Annotated in this window: 22 protein-coding genes and 1 pseudogene; 17 read left to right on the plus strand and 6 right to left on the minus strand. The window is 71.7% G+C overall.

The window, feature by feature from the left end; translation table 11 throughout:
- Entirely contained in the window at window positions 1–405 is a 405-nt protein-coding gene (locus ACTWJ8_RS37595) for a GNAT family N-acetyltransferase (RefSeq protein ID WP_443261947.1), read from the minus strand.
- Window positions 406–543: 138 nt separating this feature from the next.
- Here ACTWJ8_RS37595 and ACTWJ8_RS37600 point away from each other — a divergent pair, with 138 nt between their 5' ends.
- The 4 genes and pseudogenes from ACTWJ8_RS37600 (at window position 544) to ACTWJ8_RS37615 (ending at window position 5,739) form a co-directional block, all read left to right on the plus strand.
- The gene (locus ACTWJ8_RS37600; protein WP_356372530.1) at window positions 544–1,134 is read left to right on the plus strand and encodes a TetR/AcrR family transcriptional regulator; all 591 of its coding nucleotides are present in this window, start codon (window positions 544–546) and stop codon (window positions 1,132–1,134) included.
- Window positions 1,135–1,237: 103 nt separating this feature from the next.
- Window positions 1,238–3,508: pseudogene (locus ACTWJ8_RS37605) on the plus strand (MMPL family transporter); the annotation flags it as partial.
- A gap of 99 nt (window positions 3,509–3,607) precedes the next feature.
- Window positions 3,608–4,360, plus strand: coding sequence for an MSCRAMM family protein (locus ACTWJ8_RS37610; RefSeq protein ID WP_443265111.1), 753 nt, complete (start codon window positions 3,608–3,610; stop codon window positions 4,358–4,360).
- A 149-nt stretch (window positions 4,361–4,509) separates the two neighbouring features.
- Window positions 4,510–5,739, plus strand: a complete 1,230-nt coding sequence (locus ACTWJ8_RS37615) for an MFS transporter (protein WP_443261948.1) — start codon at window positions 4,510–4,512, stop codon at window positions 5,737–5,739.
- 53 nt (window positions 5,740–5,792) lie between these two features.
- Here the strand turns inward: ACTWJ8_RS37615 and ACTWJ8_RS37620 are convergent, their stop codons facing one another.
- Both ACTWJ8_RS37620 and ACTWJ8_RS37625 read right to left on the minus strand, forming a co-directional pair.
- Window positions 5,793–6,722, minus strand: a complete 930-nt coding sequence (locus ACTWJ8_RS37620) for an aldo/keto reductase (RefSeq protein ID WP_443261949.1) — start codon at window positions 6,720–6,722, stop codon at window positions 5,793–5,795.
- 22 nt (window positions 6,723–6,744) lie between these two features.
- Window positions 6,745–7,254, minus strand: a complete 510-nt coding sequence (locus ACTWJ8_RS37625) for a cupin domain-containing protein (RefSeq protein ID WP_356372524.1) — start codon at window positions 7,252–7,254, stop codon at window positions 6,745–6,747.
- Between the two features lie 137 nt (window positions 7,255–7,391).
- Here ACTWJ8_RS37625 and ACTWJ8_RS37630 point away from each other — a divergent pair, with 137 nt between their 5' ends.
- The 10 genes from ACTWJ8_RS37630 (at window position 7,392) to ssuE (ending at window position 17,106) form a co-directional block, all read left to right on the plus strand.
- Window positions 7,392–7,838, plus strand: coding sequence for an RrF2 family transcriptional regulator (locus tag ACTWJ8_RS37630; RefSeq protein ID WP_443261950.1), 447 nt, complete (start codon window positions 7,392–7,394; stop codon window positions 7,836–7,838).
- The gene (locus tag ACTWJ8_RS37635; RefSeq protein WP_443261951.1) at window positions 7,835–8,770 is read left to right on the plus strand and encodes a DsbA family oxidoreductase; all 936 of its coding nucleotides are present in this window, start codon (window positions 7,835–7,837) and stop codon (window positions 8,768–8,770) included. Before ACTWJ8_RS37630 ends, ACTWJ8_RS37635 begins: the two co-directional genes overlap by 4 nt.
- A 397-nt stretch (window positions 8,771–9,167) precedes the next feature.
- On the plus strand, window positions 9,168–10,718 hold the full coding sequence (locus tag ACTWJ8_RS37640; RefSeq protein WP_443261952.1) for an ABC transporter substrate-binding protein: 1,551 nt from the start codon (window positions 9,168–9,170) through the stop codon (window positions 10,716–10,718).
- Between the two features lie 5 nt (window positions 10,719–10,723).
- Window positions 10,724–11,713 carry an ABC transporter permease gene (locus ACTWJ8_RS37645; RefSeq protein ID WP_443261953.1) on the plus strand — a complete coding sequence of 330 codons (990 nt, stop codon included), beginning with the start codon at window positions 10,724–10,726 and terminating at the stop codon, window positions 11,711–11,713.
- 6 nt (window positions 11,714–11,719) lie between these two features.
- Window positions 11,720–12,601 carry an ABC transporter permease gene (locus ACTWJ8_RS37650; RefSeq protein WP_443261954.1) on the plus strand — a complete coding sequence of 294 codons (882 nt, stop codon included), beginning with the start codon at window positions 11,720–11,722 and terminating at the stop codon, window positions 12,599–12,601.
- The gene (locus tag ACTWJ8_RS37655) at window positions 12,598–13,500 is read left to right on the plus strand and encodes an ABC transporter ATP-binding protein (RefSeq protein WP_443261955.1); all 903 of its coding nucleotides are present in this window, start codon (window positions 12,598–12,600) and stop codon (window positions 13,498–13,500) included. Before ACTWJ8_RS37650 ends, ACTWJ8_RS37655 begins: the two co-directional genes overlap by 4 nt.
- Window positions 13,497–14,333: an ABC transporter ATP-binding protein gene (locus ACTWJ8_RS37660; protein ID WP_443261956.1), complete on the plus strand. Its 837-nt coding sequence runs from the start codon at window positions 13,497–13,499 to the stop codon at window positions 14,331–14,333. Before ACTWJ8_RS37655 ends, ACTWJ8_RS37660 begins: the two co-directional genes overlap by 4 nt.
- A gap of 38 nt (window positions 14,334–14,371) precedes the next feature.
- Window positions 14,372–15,724 (plus strand): LLM class flavin-dependent oxidoreductase, encoded by a 1,353-nt coding sequence (locus ACTWJ8_RS37665; RefSeq protein WP_443261957.1) that lies wholly within the window; start codon window positions 14,372–14,374, stop codon window positions 15,722–15,724.
- Window positions 15,721–16,497: an alpha/beta hydrolase gene (locus ACTWJ8_RS37670; RefSeq protein ID WP_443261958.1), complete on the plus strand. Its 777-nt coding sequence runs from the start codon at window positions 15,721–15,723 to the stop codon at window positions 16,495–16,497. The genes ACTWJ8_RS37665 and ACTWJ8_RS37670 overlap by 4 nt, the downstream gene beginning before the upstream one ends.
- Before the next feature lie 51 nt (window positions 16,498–16,548).
- Window positions 16,549–17,106 carry an NADPH-dependent FMN reductase gene (gene ssuE / locus ACTWJ8_RS37675; RefSeq protein WP_443261959.1) on the plus strand — a complete coding sequence of 186 codons (558 nt, stop codon included), beginning with the start codon at window positions 16,549–16,551 and terminating at the stop codon, window positions 17,104–17,106.
- A 3-nt stretch (window positions 17,107–17,109) separates the two neighbouring features.
- Here ssuE and ACTWJ8_RS37680 read toward each other — a convergent pair whose 3' ends face one another.
- Window positions 17,110–17,505, minus strand: coding sequence for a MerR family transcriptional regulator (locus tag ACTWJ8_RS37680; RefSeq protein WP_443265112.1), 396 nt, complete (start codon window positions 17,503–17,505; stop codon window positions 17,110–17,112).
- 135 nt (window positions 17,506–17,640) lie between these two features.
- On the opposite strand from ACTWJ8_RS37680, the gene ACTWJ8_RS37685 reads away from it, so the two are divergent.
- The 3 genes from ACTWJ8_RS37685 to ACTWJ8_RS37695 are packed head-to-tail and all read left to right on the plus strand — an operon-like array spanning window position 17,641 to window position 19,993.
- Window positions 17,641–18,519 carry a quinone oxidoreductase family protein gene (locus ACTWJ8_RS37685; RefSeq protein WP_443261960.1) on the plus strand — a complete coding sequence of 293 codons (879 nt, stop codon included), beginning with the start codon at window positions 17,641–17,643 and terminating at the stop codon, window positions 18,517–18,519.
- 59 nt (window positions 18,520–18,578) lie between these two features.
- Window positions 18,579–19,136: a mycothiol transferase gene (locus tag ACTWJ8_RS37690; protein WP_443261961.1), complete on the plus strand. Its 558-nt coding sequence runs from the start codon at window positions 18,579–18,581 to the stop codon at window positions 19,134–19,136.
- Window positions 19,137–19,177: 41 nt separating this feature from the next.
- Entirely contained in the window at window positions 19,178–19,993 is an 816-nt protein-coding gene (locus ACTWJ8_RS37695; RefSeq protein WP_443261962.1) for an SAM-dependent methyltransferase, read from the plus strand.
- Window positions 19,994–20,021: 28 nt separating this feature from the next.
- Here ACTWJ8_RS37695 and ACTWJ8_RS37700 read toward each other — a convergent pair whose 3' ends face one another.
- Both ACTWJ8_RS37700 and ACTWJ8_RS37705 read right to left on the minus strand, forming a co-directional pair.
- Window positions 20,022–21,020, minus strand: coding sequence for an ABC transporter substrate-binding protein (locus tag ACTWJ8_RS37700; protein WP_443261963.1), 999 nt, complete (start codon window positions 21,018–21,020; stop codon window positions 20,022–20,024).
- Window positions 21,011–21,808, minus strand: a complete 798-nt coding sequence (locus ACTWJ8_RS37705) for an ABC transporter ATP-binding protein (RefSeq protein WP_443261964.1) — start codon at window positions 21,806–21,808, stop codon at window positions 21,011–21,013. Before ACTWJ8_RS37705 ends, ACTWJ8_RS37700 begins: the two co-directional genes overlap by 10 nt.
- Window positions 21,809–21,811: the final 3 nt, after the last annotated feature.

A 21,811-nucleotide genomic window follows, 5' to 3' on the forward strand; every position in this document is an offset into this window, starting at 1 on the left:
TCACGACCGAAGTCGGATCACCCCGGCCTCCGTCGGCCGGAACCCGCACGCCCCGAAGTAGAAGCCGCGGAGCTCGGGCTCGAAGTCCACGTGCAACCACTCACAGCCCGACTCCCGCGCACACGAAGCCGCGAGCCGCACGACGGCCGCGCCGATCCCCCGACGCTGGTGCGTGCCCCGCGTCTTGGCGTCGACGAGGAAGGCGTGGTCACCGCCGTCCCACGCCACGTTCACGAACCCGACGAGAAGACCGTCCGCGTCCCGGGCGGCCACCCAGCCGAGGCTGTACGCCCGGATCTTCTCCCACCACCCGGCGACGTCGTTGCCGCCATGGGATCGGACGAGGTCGACCATCTCCTCGTCCGAGACCGGGTCCCGCCAGGCGTAGGTGAACGCTTCACTCATGGGGCCACCCTGGCACACCGCCCCTCGCAGGCATCGTGATCCGCGACACGAACGAAACGGTTTCGTTTCATATGGGGGGCGGGTTAGTCTGCTCGACGTACGAAACCGTTTCGTTCGGAGAAGTGGGCGTGATGTCGCGTGCCTGAGACCGGCACCGTTCGGCGCAGACGCATGACGGCGGAGCGCGAGGCCGAGTTGTACGACGCGGTGCTCGGGCTGCTGCGCGAGGTCGGCTACGACGCGCTGACCATGGACGCCGTCGCGAGCCGCACCCGGTCGAGCAAGGCCACGCTGTACCGGCAGTGGGGCGGCAAGGCCGCGCTCGTCGTCAAGGCGATGCGCCACCACAAGCCCGTGCACATCGCCGAGATCGACACCGGCACCCTGCGCGGAGACCTCCACACGCTCGCCCGCCGCCAGGACGACTGCTCGGTCGAGGAGTCGACTGCGCTGATGCGTGGCCTCGCCATGGCCATGCACAGCGACCCGGACCTGCTGCGCGCGTTCCGCGAGCTGCTGATCGAACCGGAGCTGGAGGAACTCGACCAGGTCCTCCAGAGAGCCGTCGCCCGCGGCGAGGTCCGCGAGGACAACCCGGCGATGGACTACACGCTGCACCTGATGGTCGGCGCCATGGCGACCCGCGGCGTGATCGACGAACTGCCCCCCACCCAGGAGTACCTCATCTCATACATCGACGCAGTGGTTCTCCCCGCCCTCTGCGCCTGATCCACCACGTACGTCCCCCCCCCACCTGACGCCACCGCTCACCGTCGTCGGGCCGAAGTCCCCTGCCCAGCACCACCCACGACCTGACCGGGAGTACGCCCTCGTGGCTCGATTCCTCTACACCATGGGCCGATTCGCCTTCCGGCGACGGTACTTCGTCGCCCTGTTCTGGGCGGTGGTCCTCGCCGCCGTCGGCGTGGGCGCGTCCCAGGCGCCCACCGCCGCCTCCTCATCGTTCTCGATCCCGGGAACGGAGGCCCAGAAGGCCTTCGACCTCCTCGAACAACGCTTCCCCGGCGCCAGCGCCGACGGTGCCACCGCGCGCGTCGTGTTCAAGGCCCCGGACGGCGAGAAGATCACCTCCGCCGCGCACCGGGACGTCGTCCGCGACACCGTCGAGGAACTCGGCGGCGGCGCCGAGGTGCAGAGCGCCACCGACCCGTTCCGCTCCAAGGCCGTCAGCCGCGACGGCACCACCGCGTACACGCAGGTGTCGTACAAGGTGTCCGGCATGGAGCTCGAGGACTCCTCGCGCGACGCCCTGAAGGAGGCCGCGCAGGACGCCCGCGACGAGGGCCTGACCGTCGAGGTCGGCGGCGACGCGCTGCAAACGGTCCCCGAGACCGGCTCGACCGAGGTCATCGGCGTCGTCGTGGCCGCCGTCGTCCTCGTCATCACCCTGGGCTCCCTGATCGCGGCCGGACTGCCGCTGGTCTCCGCCCTGTTCGGCGTCGGCATCGGCGTCTCCGCCATCACCGCGCTCGCCAAGCCGCTCGACCTGGACTCCACCACGTCGACGCTCGCCATGATGATCGGCCTCGCGGTCGGTATCGACTACGCGCTGTTCATCGTGTCCCGCTATCGCGCCGAACTCGCCGAGGGACGCGAACGCGAGGAGGCCGCCGGGCGGGCCGTCGGCACCGCCGGGTCCGCCGTCGTCTTCGCCGGACTCACCGTCGTCATCGCCCTCGTCGGCCTCGCCGTCGTCAACATCCCGATGCTGACGAAGATGGGCTTCGCCGCCGCGGGCACCGTCGTCGTCGCCGTACTCGTCGCGCTCACCCTCATCCCCGCCCTGCTCGGCATCGCCCGGCGCCGCGTCCGGCCCGCCGGAGCCAAGAGGCGCTCGGCGAAGCAGCAGCACGGCGACCACGCCCCGCACGGGGAGCACGCCGAGCCCAAGCCCGCCCTCGGCACCCGCTGGGCCCGCCTCGTCGTGAAGCACCCGGTCGCCGTGCTGCTGCTCGGCGTCCTCGCCCTCGGCGCCGCCGCCGTACCGGCAACGTCCCTCGAACTCGGCCTGCCCGACGACGGATCGCAGCCCACCGACACCACCCAGCGCAAGGCCTACGACCTGCTCTCCGAGGGCTTCGGGCCCGGCTTCAACGGGCCCCTGATGGTCGTCGTCGACGCCGACGGAGCCGACCAGCCGAAGGCCGCCGTCGCCGATGTCACCAAGACCGTCAAGGGACTCGACGACGTCGCCGTGGTGACCCCCGCGACGTTCAACAAGTCCGGTGACAGCGCGATGCTCAGCGTCGTCCCGAAGTCGAAGCCGACCTCGACCGACACCGAGGACCTCGTCCAGAACATCCGCGACGCGGGCGACGGCATCAAGGCCGACACCGGCGCCGAACTGATGGTCACCGGCACCACCGCGATGAACATCGACGTGTCGGACAAGCTCAACGACGCGCTCCTGCCGTACCTCGCGCTCGTCGTCGGCCTCGCCTTCCTGCTCCTGATCGTCGTCTTCCGCTCGATCCTGGTGCCCCTGAAGGCCGCCCTCGGCTTCCTGCTCTCCGTCCTCGCCGCGCTCGGCGCCGTCGTCGCCGTCTTCCAGTGGGGCTGGCTCGCCGACCTCATGGGCGTCGAGGAGACCGGGCCCGTGATGTCGATGATGCCGATCTTCATGGTGGGTGTCGTCTTCGGCCTCGCGATGGACTACGAGGTGTTCCTCGTGACGCGGATGCGCGAGGCGTACGTCCACGGGGAGAGCGCCAAGGAGGCCATCGTCACCGGATTCCGGTACAGCGCCCGGGTGGTGACGGCGGCCGCGGTCATCATGATGGCCGTGTTCGCCGGCTTCATCGGCTCGACCGAATCCATGATCAAGATGATCGGCTTCGGTCTCGCCGTCGCCGTCTTCTTCGACGCGTTCCTCGTGCGCATGGCCATCGTGCCCGCCGTCCTCGCGCTCGTCGGACGCGGCGCCTGGTGGCTCCCGAAGTGGCTCGACCGCGCGCTGCCGAACGTCGACGTCGAGGGCGAGGGCCTGCGCGACCTCGACTCGGCGCCCGCCGCCACCGCCGCCGAAGAGGTGCCAGCGGGCGCCGTCCCGCACCCGTCCGCCGAGCCGGACCGCGAACTCGTCACGGCCGCCGTCGGCGCCGCACAGCAGCACAAGCACCTGGCGACGGCCACCACCGCGGAGTCCGGCGGCGCCCGCTCGTTCACCCCGAACGGCAACGGCATCCTCGGCACCGTCCGCACCGGCGGCGGCGAGCCCGTCACCCGCGCCGCCATCACGCTGATCTCGACGGGCGGCCGGCAGATCAGCCGCTCTGTCACCGACTCCGGCGGCTCCTACAGCCTCGACGTGCCGGGCGCCGGGACGTACGTCCTGATCGTCGCGGCCGACGGCCACCAGCCGCAGGCCTCGACCGTCACCGTGAACGGCGAACTCCTCTCGCACGACATCCTGCTGACCGGCACCGGAGGCCTCGCCGGCCTGGTCCGCGAGCCCGGCGGCCGGCCCGTGCCCGAGGCCATGGTCGTCGTGACCGACGTCCGCGGCGAGGTCGTGGCCACCGCCCGTACCGGCTTGCACGGCGACTTCGCCTGCGGCGGGCTGGTGAACGGACTGTTCACCCTCGCCGTGAACGCGCCGGGCTTCCGGCCCACCGCCCAGCAGGTGGAGACCGGCGCGCAGGGTGTCACCCGCGTCGAGATCGTGCTCGGCGTCGGCAAGCGCGTGCAGGGCGTCGTCCGCGCGGGCACGGACAACGCCCCGCTGGCCGACGCCCGGGTGACCCTGGTGGACGCCGCGGGCAATGTCATCGCCTCATCGACCACCGGGGACGACGGCGCGTACGCCTTCACCGACCTGGACGCGGGCGAGTACTCGGTCATCGCGACGGGGTACCCGCCGGTGGCGCGGACCCTGCGGGTGGGCGACACCGAACCGGACGAGCTCGACATCAGGCTGAGTCACCCGGAGGCCTGACACCTTCAGGAAGCGGCCCAGGGGCGGCGCACACCGAGCACGGTGGGCGCCGCCCCTGGGCCGTGCGCACGGCTCCCGCCCGCTCTCCCGGTGTGAGAGCGTGGCGATGATCCTTTCCCGATCCCACGGCAAGAGAGAGCGCGTTGGCGATGGACCTGGACACCCGCCGCAGACGGACGGCACTGTTCCTCTTCTTCCTCATACCCGGCCTGTCGATGTCGTCCTGGGTGACCCGCACCCCCGACGTCCGGGATCAACTCGGCGCGTCCACCGCGCAGATGGGCCTCGTCCTCTTCGGGCTCTCGGTCGGCTCGATGATCGGCATCCTGTGCTCGGGCACGCTCGTCTCCCGCTTCGGCACCCGCCCCGTGATGGCCGTCGGGACCCTGCTGATCACGGTCAGCATGGCGGTCATCGGACTCGGCGCCATGGCCTCCTCCGCGCCGCTCGTCACCGCGGGACTCGTCCTCTTCGGCGCCGGAATGGGCGGGGGAGAGGTCGCCATCAACATCGACGGCGCCGAGGTCGAGCGGATCACCGCCCGCACGGTCCTGCCCACGCTGCACGGATTCTTCAGCCTCGGCACGGTCGTGGGCGCGTCGATCGGCATCCTGTGCACGGCGGCCGACGTGCCGGTGCACTGGCACCTCGTCGCCGTCGCCGTGGTCACCACCGCCATGTTCGGCTACGCGATCCGGGCCATCCCCGCCGGGGTCGGCAAGGTGTCGGGGCCCGCCAAGGCCAAGGACACCGAGGCCGGTGCGGCGAAGGCGAAGGTGTGGCGCGACCGGCAACTGCTGCTGCTCGGTGGCATCATCCTCGCGATGGCGCTCGCCGAGGGCGCCGCGAACGACTGGCTGCCGCTCCTTATGGTCGACGGCCACGACATGGACGCCGCGCTCGGCTCCGCCGTCTACACCGGGTTCGCCGCCGCGATGACCCTCGGCCGGTTCGTCGGCGGCTTCTTCATCGGCCGCCTCGGCCGGAAGCCGGTCGTCCGGGCCAGCGCCGTCTCCGCGACACTCGGCATCGCCCTCGTCGTCTTCTCCGACTCCGCCGTCCTCGCCAGCGTGGCCGTCCTGTTCTGGGGCCTCGGCGCCTCCCTCGGCTTCCCCGTCGCGCTGTCGGCGGCCGGCGACTCGGGCGAGAACCCGGCGGCGCGGGTCAGCCTCGTGGCGATGATGGGCTACGTCGCGTTCCTGGTCGGCCCGCCGTGCCTGGGCTTCCTCGGCGACCACTACGGGCTGCGGACGGCGATGGTCGTCGTCCTCGCGTTCACCGCGCTCGCCGTCCTCCTCGCCCCCGCGGTGGGGTCCCGCACCCCGGCGACGGTGGCCGCACAGCCGGAGGGCGAGCGCTCCACGCAGCCCTGCGACTGACATGCCGAGGCCCCGCCCGGACACGCCGGGCGGGGCCTCGGAACACCGTTCGGCTACGGCAGGGTGTGCCCGGCCGCGCGGAACAGCCGGTACCACTCCTCGCGGGTCAGCGGGATCTCGGAGCCCGCGGCGGACTCGGTGACCCGGCCCGGATTGGTGGTGCCGAGCACGACCTGCATGTCGGCCGGGTGCCGGGTGATCCAGGCGACCGCGATGCCGGTCGGCGTCACGTCGTACTTCGCGGCCAACTCGTCCAGCGCCGTGTTGAGTTCGGCGTAGTTCTCGCGGTCGCCGACGAAGACACCGTCGAAGAACCCCTTCTGGAACGGCGACCACGCCTGAAGCGTCATCTTGTGGAGCCGCGAGTAGTCGAGCAGCCCATTGTCACGGCTCACCGACTGGTCGAGCCCCGCCATGTTCGCGGCGATGCCCTGGGCGATCAACGGGGCGTGCGTGATGCTCAGTTGGACCTGGTTGGCGACCAGCGGCTGCCGCACCGCCGTCTTGAGCAGCTCGACCTGCCCCGGCGTGTGGTTGGAGACACCGAAGTTCACGACCTTGCCCGCCGCGTGCAGCTCGTCGAAGGCCGCCGCGACCTCCTCCGGCTCCACCAGGGTGTCCGGACGGTGCAGGAGCAGCATGTCGAGGTAGTCCGTGCGCAGTGCCGCGAGCGACTCGTCGGCGGTGCGCACGATGTGCTCGCGCGAGAAGTCGAAGAAACCGGGCCTGATGCCGACCTTGCTCTGGATGACGATCGACTCGCGCTCCGCTGCGGTCAGCGTCACCGCCTGCCCGAACCGCTCCTCGCAGGCGTGCCGGGTCGGTCCGTAGATGTCGGCGTGGTCGAAGCTGTTGATCCCGGCGTCGCGGGCGCTGTCGTAGAGGCCGCGGACAGCCTTGTCGTCGAGCTCGGCGATGCGCATCAGGCCCAGCACGACGTTCGAGGACGGCGCCTTGGCACCGGGGAAGGAGATCGATTTCATGGGCCCATCCTCGCAGAGCCCGCTACGCCTCGTCCCGCTCCGAAAGCGCGTACAGCTTGGGCAGGTTGACCACGATGGCCTCCTGCGTGCTGCGGGCGATGACGACCACGGCCTCGACGGACGGGTCGGGGTTCTCCTCGCGGTGCGGCACGAACGGCGGCACGAAGATGTAGTCACCGGGGGAGGTGCGCAGCCTGACCTCCTCCTCGCCGTCGCCCGAGTCGTCGAGGAACACGAACTCCGGGTGCCCGCTCACCACGTAGATCGCGGTCTCGGACTCGCCGTGGTGGTGGTCGGACGAGGAGGTGGCCGGGGCGACGTGGGTCTGCCCCATCCACAGCTTCTCCGATCCCACGGTGTTCCCGCTGACGGCCGCGAAGCGGCGCATGCCGCCGCTCTGCGCGGTGTCACCGTCCAGGGCGTCGGCCCTGATGTGGTGCAGCCGCGAACGCAGGGGAGCGGTCGGGGAGTTCGGGGCGTCGTGCAGATGGGGGTGAAAGCCCTCACCCGGGGTGGTCAACGGCTCGCTCATGCCCGGACGCTAGAGCGGCGACCCAAAAGATGTCAAGAGGTGTCCATTGGCTCTCACCTGCGGCAATGTTCCCGCAATGTTCGGGGCGGGATCCATCGGGACCTTGCCCCGCGGCGCCCTTCGGGCATCATGAGGCCATGCATATCTCCGCGAAGGCGGACTACGCCACGCGCGCGCTCCTCGAGCTGGCCCGCGCCCCCGAACAGCCGCTCACCTGCGAGGCCATCGCCGAGGCCCAGGGCATCCCGTTCCGCTTCCTCAAGTCGGTGGTGGGCGAGCTGCGCAGAGCGGGACTCGTGCGCAGCCAGCGCGGCTGCGTGGGCGGGTACTGGCTCGGTGTGCCGGCCGAATCCATCACGCTGCTCGACATCACCCGCGCCGTCGACGGCGAACTGCTCACCCTGCGCGGCGAGTCCCTGGCTGGGCTCGGTTACTCCGGCGCCGCCCGCGGCCTGCCCGGCGTGTGGCGGCGCATCGAGGCGGACGCCGCCGCCGTGCTGGGCGGGGTGACGGTGAGCGCGCTGCTGGCCGAGGCCGAGGACGCGCGGGAGGCGGATTCCGTCGCCGCGCAGGGGGCCGCGTGACCGGCGATCCGGCGGCGCCGCTCCTCGAGGTCGTCGAGTACACCGACCCGCTGTGCCCCTGGTCCTGGGGCGCCGAACCCACCGTCCGGCGGCTGCGGCAGGCGCTGCGGGGCAGGGCCCGCTGGCGCCGCGTGCAGTGCATCCTCTTCGACGACGACGATGACCCGGCGCCCGACCCCGCCGCCGAGACCGCCTGGTACGCCCGGTACATCGCCGAGGTCGGCGGACACACCGGGGCGCCGTACGCCGCCCGCCTGAGCCGCGTCGCGGCGAGCTCCTGGCCCGCGTCCCTGGTGGCCAAGGCCGCGGAGGCACAGGGCGAGGCCCCGGCCGAGCGGGCGCTGCGCCGCCTGCGCGAGACCGTCTTCGTCCTGGGCGAGCCCGCGGACACCCTCGACCTCGCGCTGGCCGCCGTCCGCGACGTCCCCGGTCTCGACCCCCACCGCCTCCGTGATGACGCCACGTCAGAGGCCGTGCGCGACGCGGTGCGTGCCGACCGCGCCGAGGCCAGGCGCCCGGTCCCCGAGGTGCTCGCGCCCCCACCGTGCGACTCACCGCACCCCGGCGCGGCCAAGGAGACCGACGACGGCACAGGCCTGCGCTACGCCCTGCCCACGCTGCTGCTGCGCGGCGCTGCGGGCCACCGCGCCGTACCGGGCTGGCGGCCCTACGACGCGTACGCCACGGCCGTCGACGAGATGTGCCCCGGCCTGATGACACCGGCCCCGCCGCTCCCCGCCGCCGAGGCGCTCGATCGCCACCGCACCCTCACCGAACCCGAACGCGAGGTCCTGGCGAGCGGGGCATGGCCACCCCCGGACGCCGTCCGCCTCGACACCGCGAACGGCCCGCTGTGGCTCAGCCCGAGCGAGGCCGACGCGCATCCCGCGACCCGCCGCCACGACAACTCCGGTCCGTCGACGACGCGTTGACCAGCGACGTCGAGCCATCCCGCGTAATGAGACACCAATTGGTGTCCATTGACAGCCGGGGACCGGCCGGGTCAGGATGTGCAGCATGCTGACGACGCACCCCGGCGTGGTGTGCCGCTACGTGGACCTGCGGCGCACGTGCAGCGCACTCTGTCGCTGACTTCCTCCCCCTCCACGTAGCCTCCGGCGCGCCCGAATCCCCTCCACCGGATCCCGCGGGCGCCGTTTCCCGACGGCCCGGCTCCTCGAGTCCGGGCCCCGTCATGCCTCCTTCACCGTGCTCCGTCCCGGCCCCGCCGGCGTGCCTCCCCGCATGCTGCCGGGTGGTGGCGCGTGCCTTGTCCTTCGCTCCCGTGCGCTGCCCTCGACGCGCGGGAGCCGTCGCAGAGAGACACACATGTCCCGACGCCCCCTGCCCAGAACGCGCCGTCGTCCCCTCCGCGCCGCCGCCCCGGCCGCCGGTGCCGCCGTCCTCCTCCTCGCCGCCCTCACCGGATGCGGAGGCGGCAGCGCCTCGGCGAGCGGCGGGGACAGCACCCTCAAGTGGACCTCCACGTACTTCCCGACCCACTGGGACCCGGTGGTCGGCGGCAGCGGCGCCCAGTTCCGCGAACTCTCCCTGGTCTACGCCTCGTTGACCCGCACCGACGAGAAGGGTGACGCCGTCCCCGACCTCGCCAAGAGCTGGGAGTACAACAAGCGGGGCGACCGGATCACCTTCCACCTGCGCCCCGGACAGAAGTTCAGCGACGGCGAACCCGTCGACGCGGCCGCCGTGAAGGCGGCCATCGACCGGGCCAAGAAGCAGAAGAACTCCGCCCTGTTCGGCGACCTCACCTCCATCGAGTCGGTGCGCGCCGACGGCCTCGACGCGATCGTCGACCTCAAGCAGGTCGACTACCAGATACCGCAACTGCTCGGCCAGCGCGTCCTCCAGATCGCCAGCCCCAAGGCCGCGAAGTCCCCGGCCGAACTGGACCAACAGCCGGTCGGCGCGGGCCCGTTCACCGTCACCCAGCTCATCCCCGGCGCCAAGGCCGTCCTCAAGAAGAACCCCGACTACTGGGACGCCAAGAACATCCACATCGACCAGGTCGAACTCACCTCGGCGCCCGACGCCTCCACCGTCGTCTCCGGACTCCAGACCGGCGTCTACAACTTCGCCGACATCGAACCCAGCCAGGCCAGGGCCGCGAAGAAGGCCGGACTCGACGTCTTCGTGCAGCCCGGCTTCAACGCCTCCAACATCAGCCTGAACATCAACAAGAAGCCCTTCGACGACGACAGGGTCGTCGACGCGGTCCGGCACGCCATCGACCGTCAGGAGTTCGTCGACAAGCTGACGTTCGGATACGGCGAGACCACCGACCAGCCGTTCCCCAAGGGATACGTCGCCTACGACCCGAAGTCGGCGAACGCCTACCCCTACGACCCGGCGAAGTCCAAGAAGCTGCTCGCCGAGGCCGGCTACAAGCCCGGAGACATCAAGCTCGACCTCGTCATCCCCGAGGAACAGCCCGAGGCCGAGATCGTCCAGTCCCAGCTCGCCAAGGTCGGCATCAAGGTCACCATCAAGATCGACAAGAACTGGGCCACCCCGTTCTTCGCCAAGGACCTCACCTTCTCCCTCTACTCGACGACCGGTCGAGACTCCGCCGCACAGACCCTCACCGCGCACTTCGGCCCCGACGGACCGCTCAACCTCAGCAGCCCGTACGAGCCGAAGGGCTTCGAGGACGCCATTGCCAAGGTCCGCGAGACCCGCATCGACGACCCCGACTACCCGAAGGTCCTCCAGGCCGCGACCCGCGCGGGACTGCACAGCAACGCACTCGTCTTCACGTACTCCCAGCCGAACCTCATCGCCAAGAGCAAGAAGGTCTCCGGCATCCCGAAGAACCCGGCCCACATCGACTGGACCGGCGTCACCATCGAGCCCGGGGTGTGACCGGCATGCCCCGCACCGACACCGGAGCGGCACACGTCACCGGCCGCGTCCTGGCCGTCGTCGGACGCTCCGTCGCGATCTTCGTCCCGGTCTTCCTGGTGGCCACCTTCGTCACGTTCGCGCTGCGCTCGATGAGCGGACTCAGCCCGGCCCGCATCCAGCTGGGGGAGGAGGCGACCCCGGAGGCCATCGCCCGCGTCGAGGCCCAGTGGGGACTCGACCGGCCCTTCCTCGCCCAGTACGGCGACTGGTTCAACGGCATCCTGCACGGACAGCTCGGCACCAGCTGGACCAACGGCTCCGACATCGCCACCCTCATCGGCACCGGCCTCGGCGTCAGCCTGTCCGTGGCGAGCGCCGCGCTCGTCATCGGCGTCGTCCTCGGCTTCGCTCTCGGCACCGTCGCGGCGCTGCGCCGCACCACCTGGATCGACCGGGCGGTCACCGGGTTCGTCACCGTCATCTCGGTGATGCCCGCGTTCGTCGTCGGCATCGTCCTCGTCACCGTGTTCGCCGTCGGCCTCGGCTGGTTCCCGTCCGCCGGATACGTGCCCCTGGCCCAGGGATTCGGGCCGTGGGCGCTGCACATCCTGCTGCCCGCGCTCGCCCTCAGCTGCGACGTCGTCGCCGACGTCGCCCGCCAACTGCGCACCAGCCTGATCGCCGCCTCCCGCGAGAACTACGTGACCGGGGCCGTCGTGCGGGGCCTGAGCCCCCGCCGGATCTTCCTCGGACACGTGCTGCGCAACGCGCTCGGACCGACGCTCGCCACCCTCGGCCTCAAGTTCCCCGCCCTGGCGGGCGCCTCCGTGGTCACCGAGTGGATCTTCGGCCTCCAGGGCTTCGGCCGGTTCGCCAACGATGCAGCACAGGCCGGCGACGTACCCGCCGTCCAGGGAGTGCTCGTGGTGTCCATCGTGCTCGTCGTGAGCTTCAACCTGATCGTCAACCTGATCCTCGCGCGGGTCACACCGGCCGCGCAGCGGGGGGTGTGAGCCACCATGATCCGTCGCACCCTCGCCCTCACAACGGGCCGTATCGCCGTCGCCATCCTCGCCGTGGTCGCCCTGCTCGCGCTCCTCGGACCGCTGCTCGCCCCGCAGAACCCCCTCGCGACCAGCGGCGACACCCTCGCCGCCGCGTCCGGGGAGCACTGGCTGGGCACCGACTACCTCGGCCGCGACGTGCTCAGCCGCCTCCTCGACGGCTCACGGGTCAGCGTCGTCGGCTCGCTCGAAGTCGCCCTGACCGCCCTCGTCGTGGGGTCGATCCCCGGCATCCTGTCGGTGTACCTCGGCCGTGTCTTCGAATGGCTGACACTGCGGCTCGCCGACACCCTCGTCGCCCTGCCGTTTCTGCTGTTCGCGGTCGCGGTGATCGCACTCCTCGGCAACGGCATCACCCAGGCGATGCTCGTCACCGGCGCGCTGGTGTCTCCGCTGTTCTACCGGGTGTCCCGCGCCGCCACCCTGGCCGTGGCGCGATCCCCCTACGTGGAGGCCGCGCTGATCTCCGGCGCGTCCCTCGGCTGGATCGTCCGTCGCCATGTGTGGGCGAAGGTGCTGCCCCCGCTCGCGGTCGCCCTCGCGCAGACCATCGGCACCGGCTTCGTCATCGTGTCCAGCCTGACGTTCCTCGGCATCGGCGTGCAGCCGCCCGAAGCCACCTGGGGCGGCCTGCTCGCCTCCGACCTCGGCTACCTCGGCCAGCAGCCCTGGGCCCCGCTCCCGCCCGCCCTCCTGATCATGGCGACGGTGTGGGCCGCGAACCTCCTCGCCGACGCCGTCCGCGACGTGTCGGGCCCGACGGCGAGCGACCGCACGCCCGCCGGCACCGGCAGGAACCGCCCCGCCGAGCCCGTCCACGCCGGAGGTACGACATGACCACAGCGCCCACCGAACTCACCCGCCGCCACGAAGGGCGCGGCGACACCACCACCGCGCCCGTGCTCTCCCTGCGCGACGTGCGGATCGCCGACACCGCCACCGACCGGGAGATCGTGCACGGCGTCGGCTTCGACCTCACGCCCGGCACCACCGTCGGCATCGTCGGCGAGTCCGGCAGCGGAAAGACCCTCACCTGCCGCGCCGCGCTCGGCATCCTGCCCCCGTACTTCGAGGTCACCCACGGCCGCGTCGCACTCGACGGCACCGACACCGCCACCCTCACCGCCAAGGAGTGGACGCGGCTGCGCGGCACCACCATCGCCGCCGTCTTCCAGGACCCCGCCTCGTACCTCAACCCCTCCATCCGGGTCGGCGCCCAGCTCGCCGAGGTGCTCCGCGTGAAGAAGGGCCTGAAGCGGCGCGAGGCGCGCGAGCGGGCCGTCGAGCTGCTGCGCGCCGTGCACCTCCGCGACCCGGAACGCAGCTACGGCCAGTACCCGCACGAGCTCTCCGGCGGCATGCTGCAACGCGTCCTCATCGCCACCGCCATCGCCGCCGAGCCCCGCGTCCTCATCGCCGACGAGGCCACGACGGCGCTCGACGTCACGGTCCAGGCGGAGATCCTCGACCTGCTCGCCGACCTGCGCGACCGCACGGGCCTCGCGCTCGTGGTCGTCTCCCACGACCTCGCCGTGGTGGCCCAACTGTGCGACGAGGTACTGGTCATGAAGGAGGGCACCGTCGTCGAACAGGGCCCGACCCGCGAGGTGCTGCACGCCCCGCGGCACGCGTACACCCGGCTGCTCATCGCCGAGCACGAGCTGTACGGCATCGAAAGGTTCCGCACGGCGACACCCGCCGCACCGGCCGCCGGTGCCACCAAGGAGGACGCATGAGTGACGCCGACCCGGGCCCCGTGCTCGACATCGACGCGCTCGACGTCCACTACGGTCCCCGACGCCGCCGCCACCACGCCCTGCGCGGTGTCTCGCTCAGCGTCGACCCCGGCGAGACCCTCGGGCTCATCGGTGAGACGGGATCCGGAAAGTCCACGCTCGCCCGCGCCGTCCTCGGCCTCGTCCCCGCGACCTCCGGCACCCTCACCGTCGGGGGAGCGGACGTCACCTCGTACGGCCGCCGCCAGTGGCGCGCCCTGCGCCGCCGGGGCGTGGTCCAGTACGTGTTCCAGGACCCGCTGCGCAGCCTCGACCCGGACCTGACCATCGAGGACTCGCTGAGCGAACCCCTGCGTATCGCGGGTGTGCCGCGCGCCGAGACGGCCGAGCGGGTCGCCGCCCACCTGGAACGGGTGCGGCTGAGCGAGGAACTGCTGGGACGACTGCCCGGCGAGCTGTCCGGAGGCCAGCGTCAACGCGTCGCCGTCGCACGAGCGTTGGTGACGCGCCCGCGCCTCGTCATCCTCGACGAGCCCGTCAGTGCCCTCGACTCCGCCAACCGCGTCCAGATCCTGGAGATCCTCAAGGAACTGCGCGCGGACGGGACGGCCCTGGTGTTCATCTCCCACGACCTCGGCTCCGTCGCCGGCGTCGCCGACCGCGTCGCCGTCCTCCACCACGGCGAACTCGTCGAGACCGGCGCCACCGACACCGTCGTCAACGCCCCGAGCCACCCCTACACCCGGCTCCTGCTCGGCTCCGCACCCACCCTGCACGGCGCCCCGGCCGACCGCGCCGAACGCGCGGCGCTGCGCGCCCTGCTGCCCGCCTGAGCCACGCACGCCCGCACCAACAGAGAGGCATCACACCCATGCCCCGCAAGAAGCTCCACCTCGCGCTGCACCCCTACGGCGTCGGCGGCCCGGGACAGCACGGACTGTGGAAGGACCCGCGCGTCGCCCCGAACGCCAGCATCGACATCAACTACTACATACGGCAGGCCAAGGCGGCCGAACACGCCCTGTTCGACGCCCTGTTCATCGTCGACAGTCAGTTCATCAACGCCACCTACCCCTCCCACTACCTCAACCGGCTCGAACCCCTCACCCTGCTCTCCGCCGTCGCCACCCACACCCGGCACGTCGGCCTCGTCGGCACGGCCAGCTCGACGTACAACTCGCCGTTCAACCTGGCCCGCCGCTTCGCCTCCCTCGACCACATCAGCGGCGGCAGGGCCGGCTGGAACGTCGTCACCAGCTTCGACACCGGCACCTCCCGCAACTACGGCTTCGAGGAACACCTCGACTACGCCACCCGCTACGGCAGGGCCCTGGAGTTCGTCGAGGTGGCGCGCGGGCTGTGGGACTCGTACGAGGACGACGCGTTCCCCGCCGACGTCGAGCGCAACGTGTTCCTCGACCCGACCAAGCTGCACGAACTCAACCACGTCGGCGAGCACTTCAGGGTCGCGGGCCCGCTCAACCTGTCCCGCTCCCCGCAGGGCCAGCCCGTCATCTTCCAGGCCGGTGTCTCCGAGGAGGGCCGCGACCTCGCCGCCCGCGTCGCCGAGGGCATCTACGCGCCCGGCGGCTCCCTCCAGCAGGCCCAGGAGTACTACGCCGACATCAAGCGCCGCACCGCCGCGCACGGCCGCGACCCCGAACACATCAAGATCTTCATCCACGGCGGTCCCGTCGTCGCCGCCACCGACGAGGCCGCACGCCGCCGCGAACGCGAGATCTTCGAGGAGGACAACGACTTCGACCGCCACCTCGCCCTCCTCGGCCGCTCCTTCGGCGCCTACGACTTCAGCGTCCACGACCTCGACGCGCCCTTCCCCGACGTCGCCCACCTCGCCGAGAAGGGCGGCAGGACAGGAGCCGCCAAGATCATCGAACGGGCGCGGACCGAGAACCTGACACTGCGCCAAGTCGCCCAGTCCCTCGCCGAGTTCCGCCGCTCACCGTTCGTCGGCGCGCCGCACACCGTCGCCGACCGGATCGAGGAGTGGTTCGACGCCGGCGCCTTCGACGGCATCAACCTCGCCTTCCGTACCGAGGAGGAACTCGACCTCTTCGTCGACGGCGTCGTACCGATCCTCCAGAAGCGCGAGCTGTTCCGCACCGCGTACGAGGCCGACACCCTGCGCGGCCACCTCGGCCTGCCGATCCCCGCCAACCGACACACCACCGAGACCGCCGCACCCTTGGGAGCCCTGCGATGACCAGCCAGTACACCGACCACCTCGCCCCCGAGGGCCTCCTCACCCGCGGCACCGTCCTCGTCGTCCCCGGACGCGGCGAGACCCGCGCCGTGTACGAGCGGTTCGGCAGGCGGCTCGCGGCGGACGCCTACCGCGTACGGGTCGTGGACACCCCGGAGCCGCTCGGTGACGACCTCGACGCCGGCCTCGACACCCTCGCCGCACGGCTCGCCGAGGCCGTCGACGGCGCGGCGGACGGGCCCGGCGGAACCCCGGCCGCGCCGCTGGTCCTGGTGGGCGCCGACAGCGGCGCCGCGGCGGTCGCCGCGCTCGTCGCGGACCCGGCACGGGCCGACCGGCTGCGCGCCGACGCCGTGATCCTCGCCGGACTTCCGGGCCGCGTGCCCGCCGCCACCGAGGCCTGGGACGAGGAACTCGACGTCCGCACCGCCTGCCCCACCCACCGCGGAGTCCTCACCGACGACACCCACGTACGACGCGGCGAGCTGAACACCCCCGTCCCCGCGGCCCTCCTCGAACGGGACCACGACAGTGCCACGGACCTCCCTCAGTTGCTCCTCGTCGGCGACGCCGACCCGCTCGCCGACCGCGACGCCCTCGCGGTCACCGCCGAGAAGGCGGCCGCAGCCCGGCTCGCCGTCGTGCACGGCGCCCACCACGACGTCCTCAACGACAAGCAGCACCGCTCGGTCGCCGCCGAGGTCGTCACGTTCCTCGAGGCGCTGCGCGAAGGCCTGACACCCGCTGTCACGGTCGTCTCCAGCACCTGGTGACCCACCCCGCGCGCCCGACCCGCTCCCGCCACCCTCACGAAAGGCCCCGCCATGGCCACCATCCTCTCCGTCTCCGGCAGCCCCTCCGCCACGTCCCGCACCGCCCGGCTCCTGGAACACCTCGACGAACGGCTGCGCGGCCACGGCCACGAGGTCACGTCGCTCCAGGTGCGGACCCTGCCGGCCGACGCCCTGCTGGGCGCCCAGTTCGGGCACCCCGCCGTCGTCGACGCCGTCGCCCGCTTCGAGCGCGCCGACGGCATCGTCATCGGCACACCCATCTACAAGGCCGCCTACTCGGGACTCCTGAAGTCGCTCCTCGACCTGCTCCCGCAGTACGCGCTCGCCGGGAAGACCGTGCTGCCTCTGGCGACCGGCGGAAGCACCGCGCACGTCCTGGCCCTCGACTACGGCCTGCGCCCCGTCCTGAACTCGATGGGGCCGCACCACATCCTGCCCGGCTGGTTCACCCTCGACCGGGACATCACGGTCGGCGACGACGGGCAGGTGGCCGTCGCCCAGCCGTCGGCCGAGGCCCTCACCGAGGTCACCGACCGCTTCTCCGCGGCACTCGGCGGCCGGACGGTGACCCTCGCGCAGGCCGGGTGACACTCACCCCGCGGCGGCCACGGCAGCCCGCGCGCGCTCGGCGACGTCGGCAGGGGCGGCGGCGATGACGTCGGCGAGCGCGGAACGCGAGGACCGCAGATCGTCGATGGCGCGCGAGATGCGGTCCCGCTCCCTGAGGAGGTCGCCGACGAGATCGGGGCACGTCGGCACGAGGCGCTCGTCCTCCTCGCGCAGGCACGGCAGGATCGCGGCGATGGTGGCCGTGGTCAGGCCCGCGGCGAGCAGGCCGCGGATGCGCCGCACGACGTGCACGTCGGACTCGGCGTACTCGCGGTAGCCACTGGGGCGCCGCACGGGGTGCAGCAGGCCCTGCTCCTCGTAGTAGCGCAGCAGCCGCTCGTGGACACCCGTCCTGCGGGACAGCTCACCGATCCGCATGTGCTCCTCCTGGACGCGGCTTGACTCTGACATCGATGTGAGACTTTAGCGTTCCGGGTGTGAGCACGGGGCCGCCGCCCGGCGGACCTCCGGCCACGTGGATCAATTCCGCACCCCTGGAAGGGTTTTGCCATCATGCGCGCCATCCGGATCGACCGCCACGGCGGCCCCGACGTCCTGACCCTCGCCGACATCCCCGAGCCCGTCCCGGCCGCCGGTGAGGTCCTCGTCCGCACCGCGGCCACCAGCCTGAACCCGGTCGACTGGAAGACCCGCGCCTGGGAGGTCGGACCGCCGCTGCCCGCCACGCTCGGCTGGGACCTCTCCGGGCGCGTGGTGGCGAGCGACGACCCGGCACATCACGTGGGCGACGCGGTCATCGCCCTGTCCGCCCAGATCGCCACGGGCCGCGGCACCTGGTCCGAGCTCGTCGCCCTGCCCGGCCACCTCGTCACCGCGGCACCGACCGCCGTACCCCTGGCCGACGCGGCGGCGCTGCCGCTGGCCGGAGTGACCGCGCTGCAGGCCCTGCGCGCGGCGGAAGCGGCGGCGGGGGAGCGGATCCTGGTCGTCGGCGCCGCCGGGGCGGTCGGCGGCCTGGCCGTCCAGCTGGCCCGCGCCACGGGCGCCCGCGTCGATGGTCTGGTGTCACGAGCCGAACACGAGGCGGAAGCCGTGGAGTTGGGCGCCGAACGTGTCTGGCACCGCGCCGCCGACCTGCCGCGCCACCACTACGCCGTCGTCCTCGACACTGCGGGGCTCGACGCCTCCGCCGCCCTCGCGGCGGGAGGTCGCTATGTGTCGATCGCCGACGAACCGCTGCCCGACGTGCCCGGAGCGCGCAAGAGCTACGTGCAGGAGAGCGCGGCCGACCTCAGCCACCTCGCCGAGCTCGTCGACACCGGCGAACTCCGCGTCCGCGTCGCGGACAGCTACCCGGTGGCCGACATCCGCGCCGCCCATGAACGCTTCGAGGCAGGCGGCCTCCTCGGCAAGGTCCTCGTCACGTTCTGAACTCCCGCACCGCCGAATATCGGTGGCGGCCCCGCGCCGCCACCGGCCACCATGCACCCATGACCGACGAACCCGCGCGCTGGACCCGGGCCACCGTGTACCCCGACATGTGGACGGACCCCGACGCCGATCCGCGTGACAACGACAGCAGCCCGGAGGGCGAACTCGCCACCCTTCAGGACTTCCTGACGAACTACCGGATCACCCTGCGGATGAAATGCGAGGGCCTGAGCTCGGAGCAGCTGGCCCGGCGATCCGTTCCGCCCTCCACCATGTCGCTGCTCGGCCTCCTCCGCCACCTCGCCGAGACCGAACGCGACTGGCACAACTGGATCACCGAGGGCGAACCGCTGCCCCGGCTGTACGGGGCGAAGGATGCCGACTTCGACGGCGCCGTCGGCGAGCAGGACGCGGTGGACGCCGCGTACACCGACCTCGAGCGCGAACAGGCCGCGACCGACGCCGCGTTGGCCGCACACGCCGACCTCGGGGCCCGGATCGGCAGGGCGGACATCGCCGTACGCGAGCTGCTGGTGCACCGGATCGAGGAGTACGCGCGGCACTGCGGGCACGCGGATCTGCTGCGGGAGTGTGTCGATGGCAGGATCGGGCAGTAACCCGTTCCCGATCGAACGCACAGTGCTGGGAGTTGCATCTCGTGACCGACAACGCGCGGCCCGACAACCCGCGGACCCGAATCGACACCAGTAGGCCGCACACCGCCCGGATCTGGAACTACTGGCTGGGCGGCAAGGACTACTACCCCGTCGACAGGGCCGCGGGCGAACAGATCCGCGAGCTGCACCCGGGCATCGCCGACTACGCCCGCGCGGACCGCGCCTTCCTCGGCCGCGCCGTGCGGTACCTGACCGAGGACGTCGGGATACGCCAGTTCCTCGACATAGGCACCGGTCTGCCCACCGTCGACAACACCCACGAGGTCGCCCAACGCATCGCCCCGGACGCCCGGGTCGTCTACGTCGACAACGACCCGATCGTCCTGCGGCACGCCCAGGCGCTGCTGACCAGCACACCGGAGGGCCGCACCGACTACCTCGACGCGGACCTGCGCGACGTCGACCTGATCATCGAACAGGCCGCGCGGACCCTCGACATGACCCGCCCCGTGGGGCTGATCCTGCTCGGCGTCATCATCTTCGTCGCCGACGAGGAGGACCCGTACGCGTACGTGCGCAGGCTCCTCGACGCCCTGCCGACGGGCAGCCACCTCGTCCTGTCGCACACCATCACACGGCCCGACATGCCCGACGTCGACGCGGCGGTCGCGTTCTGGAACGAGAACGGCACACCCCGGCTGAACCAGCGCACGCCGGAGCGGATTGCCGACTTCTTCGACGGGCTCGAACTGCTGGAGCCGGGCGTCGTCTCCTGCACCCGCTGGCGCCCGGAGACGGACGACCCCGCGGAACTCGCGGAGGTCGCGATGTTCGGCGGGGTCGGCCGCAAGGCGTAGCATCACCGGGCGGAACCCGGGGCCCGGCTCAGCGCCGCAGTCCGCGCAGGTACGCGCCGAACTTCTCCAGGCCGTCGACGTTGCGGGGCCCCGAGATGCCCTCGTTGTAGTCCAGGACGAAGAAGCGGTCGTTCTTGACGGCGGGCAGCTCGCGGGTGTGCGGCGAACGCTTCAGGAAGTCGATCTTCTCCTTGGCGGGCTTGTCCCCGTAGTCGAGGATCATGACGACTTCCGGCCGGGCCTCGGCGACCGACTCCCAGTTCACCTCGGTCCACCGCTCGTCGAGGCCGGCGAACACGTTCCGTCCGCCGGCCTTGGCGATGATCTCGTTCGGCGGCACCTGATTGCCCGCCGTGAACGGCTTGTCGGTCCCGGAGTCGTAGAGGAACACCGGCACGTCCTCGCCCTTGGGCGCCTTCGCCGCGACGGCGGCCTCGCGCTTCTTGAGATCGGCGACGACCTTCGCGGCCCTCTTCTCGACGTGGAAGATCCGGCCGAGCCGTTCGAGGTCCGTGTGGAGCGCCTCGAACGGCGCCTTCTTCTCGGGGTACTTGGGGTAGTTGAAGCAGCTCTCGGTGTGCATGAAGCTCTGGATGCCGAGCTTGTCGAGGATCGCCGGTGTGATGCCGCGGTCGTCGGCGAATCCGGAACCCCAGCCGGCGACGACGAAGTCGGACTTGGCGTCGACGACGATCTCCTTGTTGAGCAGGTCGTCGCTGAGCATCCGGACCTTCTTGTACTCCGACGCCCACGGCGACTCGCTCACCGGCGGATTCGCCGGAGGCATCACGTACCCGTGCACATGGTCGGTCAGGCCGAGCGCGAACAGCTTGTCCGCGCTGCCCGCCTCGTAGGCGACGGCGCGCCGCGGCACGGTGTACTCGACCTTCTCCCCGCAGCGGGCGACGGTCGTTCTGCGGTCCGCCGCCTTCGGGTCGTCGGACGCGATGTCGGCGCCGCACCCCGTGGTGAGCAGCGCGGTGGCGGCGAGGGCGCAGCCGAAGACGGTGTGTCGGGTCACGGGCATGGCTGGGGTCTTCCTTCCGGGGCCGGAGCGAGGGTGTAGAGCAACTGCGGGTCGCCGGTCAGCGGGTGCGGTACGACGCTGGCGCCGACGCCGAACACGTCCTGGACGAGCTCCGGCGTGAGGACGTCCTTGGGGGTGCCGGACGCGACCAGGCGTCCCTGACGGAGCACGCCGAGCCGGTCGCAGGCCGCGGCGGCCAGGTTGAGGTCGTGCAGGACCACCAGGACGGTCAGTCCTGCGCCGCGCAGCAGCGAGAGCAGGTCGACCTGGTGGCGGATGTCGAGGTGGTTCGTCGGTTCGTCGAGGACGAGGACCCGCGGCTCCTGCACGAGGGCGCGGGCCACGAGGACACGCTGCCGCTCCCCGCCGGACAGGGTGAGCACACCGCGATCGGCGAGGTGGTCGATGCCGAGCCGTGCCATGGTCCGCTCGCACAACTCCCGTTCGTGCGGGCCGAGTCGTTGGTTGCCCCTCAGGTGCGGGGTACGGCCGAGGGCGACGACCTCGGACACCGTGAAGTCGAGGTCGACGGTGCCGTCCTGGGTGAGCGCGGCGACGGCGCGGGCCGAGTCCCGCAGGGGCAGGCCGCTCAGGTCGTCACCGTCGACCCGGACGACGCCCGCCGTGGGCCGCAGCGCCCGGTACACGCACCGCAGGGCGGTGGACTTGCCGCTGCCGTTCGGCCCGACGAGCCCCACCACGCGGCCGTCGGGGACATGCAGGTTGAGGTCGCGCACGAGCGTGGCGCCGTCGGTGACGACGGTCAGCCCGTCGAGTTCCAGATCCATCCG

It is taken from the genome of Streptomyces sp. SDT5-1 (assembly GCF_052245995.1).
Lineage (GTDB): Bacteria > Actinomycetota > Actinomycetes > Streptomycetales > Streptomycetaceae > Streptomyces.

Coding starts and splice junctions, on each gene's coding strand:
- ACTWJ8_RS37595 (WP_443261947.1), bottom strand. CDS start 405: ATGAGTGAAGCGTTCACCTACGCCTGGCGGGACCCGGTCTCGGACGAG.
- ACTWJ8_RS37615 (WP_443261948.1), top strand. CDS start 4,510: ATGGACCTGGACACCCGCCGCAGACGGACGGCACTGTTCCTCTTCTTC.
- ACTWJ8_RS37620 (WP_443261949.1), bottom strand. CDS start 6,722: ATGAAATCGATCTCCTTCCCCGGTGCCAAGGCGCCGTCCTCGAACGTC.
- ACTWJ8_RS37625 (WP_356372524.1), bottom strand. CDS start 7,254: ATGAGCGAGCCGTTGACCACCCCGGGTGAGGGCTTTCACCCCCATCTG.
- ACTWJ8_RS37630 (WP_443261950.1), top strand. CDS start 7,392: ATGCATATCTCCGCGAAGGCGGACTACGCCACGCGCGCGCTCCTCGAG.
- ACTWJ8_RS37640 (WP_443261952.1), top strand. CDS start 9,168: ATGTCCCGACGCCCCCTGCCCAGAACGCGCCGTCGTCCCCTCCGCGCC.
- ACTWJ8_RS37645 (WP_443261953.1), top strand. CDS start 10,724: ATGCCCCGCACCGACACCGGAGCGGCACACGTCACCGGCCGCGTCCTG.
- ACTWJ8_RS37650 (WP_443261954.1), top strand. CDS start 11,720: ATGATCCGTCGCACCCTCGCCCTCACAACGGGCCGTATCGCCGTCGCC.
- ACTWJ8_RS37655 (WP_443261955.1), top strand. CDS start 12,598: ATGACCACAGCGCCCACCGAACTCACCCGCCGCCACGAAGGGCGCGGC.
- ACTWJ8_RS37660 (WP_443261956.1), top strand. CDS start 13,497: ATGAGTGACGCCGACCCGGGCCCCGTGCTCGACATCGACGCGCTCGAC.
- ACTWJ8_RS37665 (WP_443261957.1), top strand. CDS start 14,372: ATGCCCCGCAAGAAGCTCCACCTCGCGCTGCACCCCTACGGCGTCGGC.
- ACTWJ8_RS37670 (WP_443261958.1), top strand. CDS start 15,721: ATGACCAGCCAGTACACCGACCACCTCGCCCCCGAGGGCCTCCTCACC.
- ssuE (WP_443261959.1), top strand. CDS start 16,549: ATGGCCACCATCCTCTCCGTCTCCGGCAGCCCCTCCGCCACGTCCCGC.
- ACTWJ8_RS37680 (WP_443265112.1), bottom strand. CDS start 17,505: ATGCGGATCGGTGAGCTGTCCCGCAGGACGGGTGTCCACGAGCGGCTG.
- ACTWJ8_RS37685 (WP_443261960.1), top strand. CDS start 17,641: ATGCGCGCCATCCGGATCGACCGCCACGGCGGCCCCGACGTCCTGACC.
- ACTWJ8_RS37690 (WP_443261961.1), top strand. CDS start 18,579: ATGACCGACGAACCCGCGCGCTGGACCCGGGCCACCGTGTACCCCGAC.
- ACTWJ8_RS37700 (WP_443261963.1), bottom strand. CDS start 21,020: ATGCCCGTGACCCGACACACCGTCTTCGGCTGCGCCCTCGCCGCCACC.
- ACTWJ8_RS37705 (WP_443261964.1), bottom strand. CDS start 21,808: ATGGATCTGGAACTCGACGGGCTGACCGTCGTCACCGACGGCGCCACG.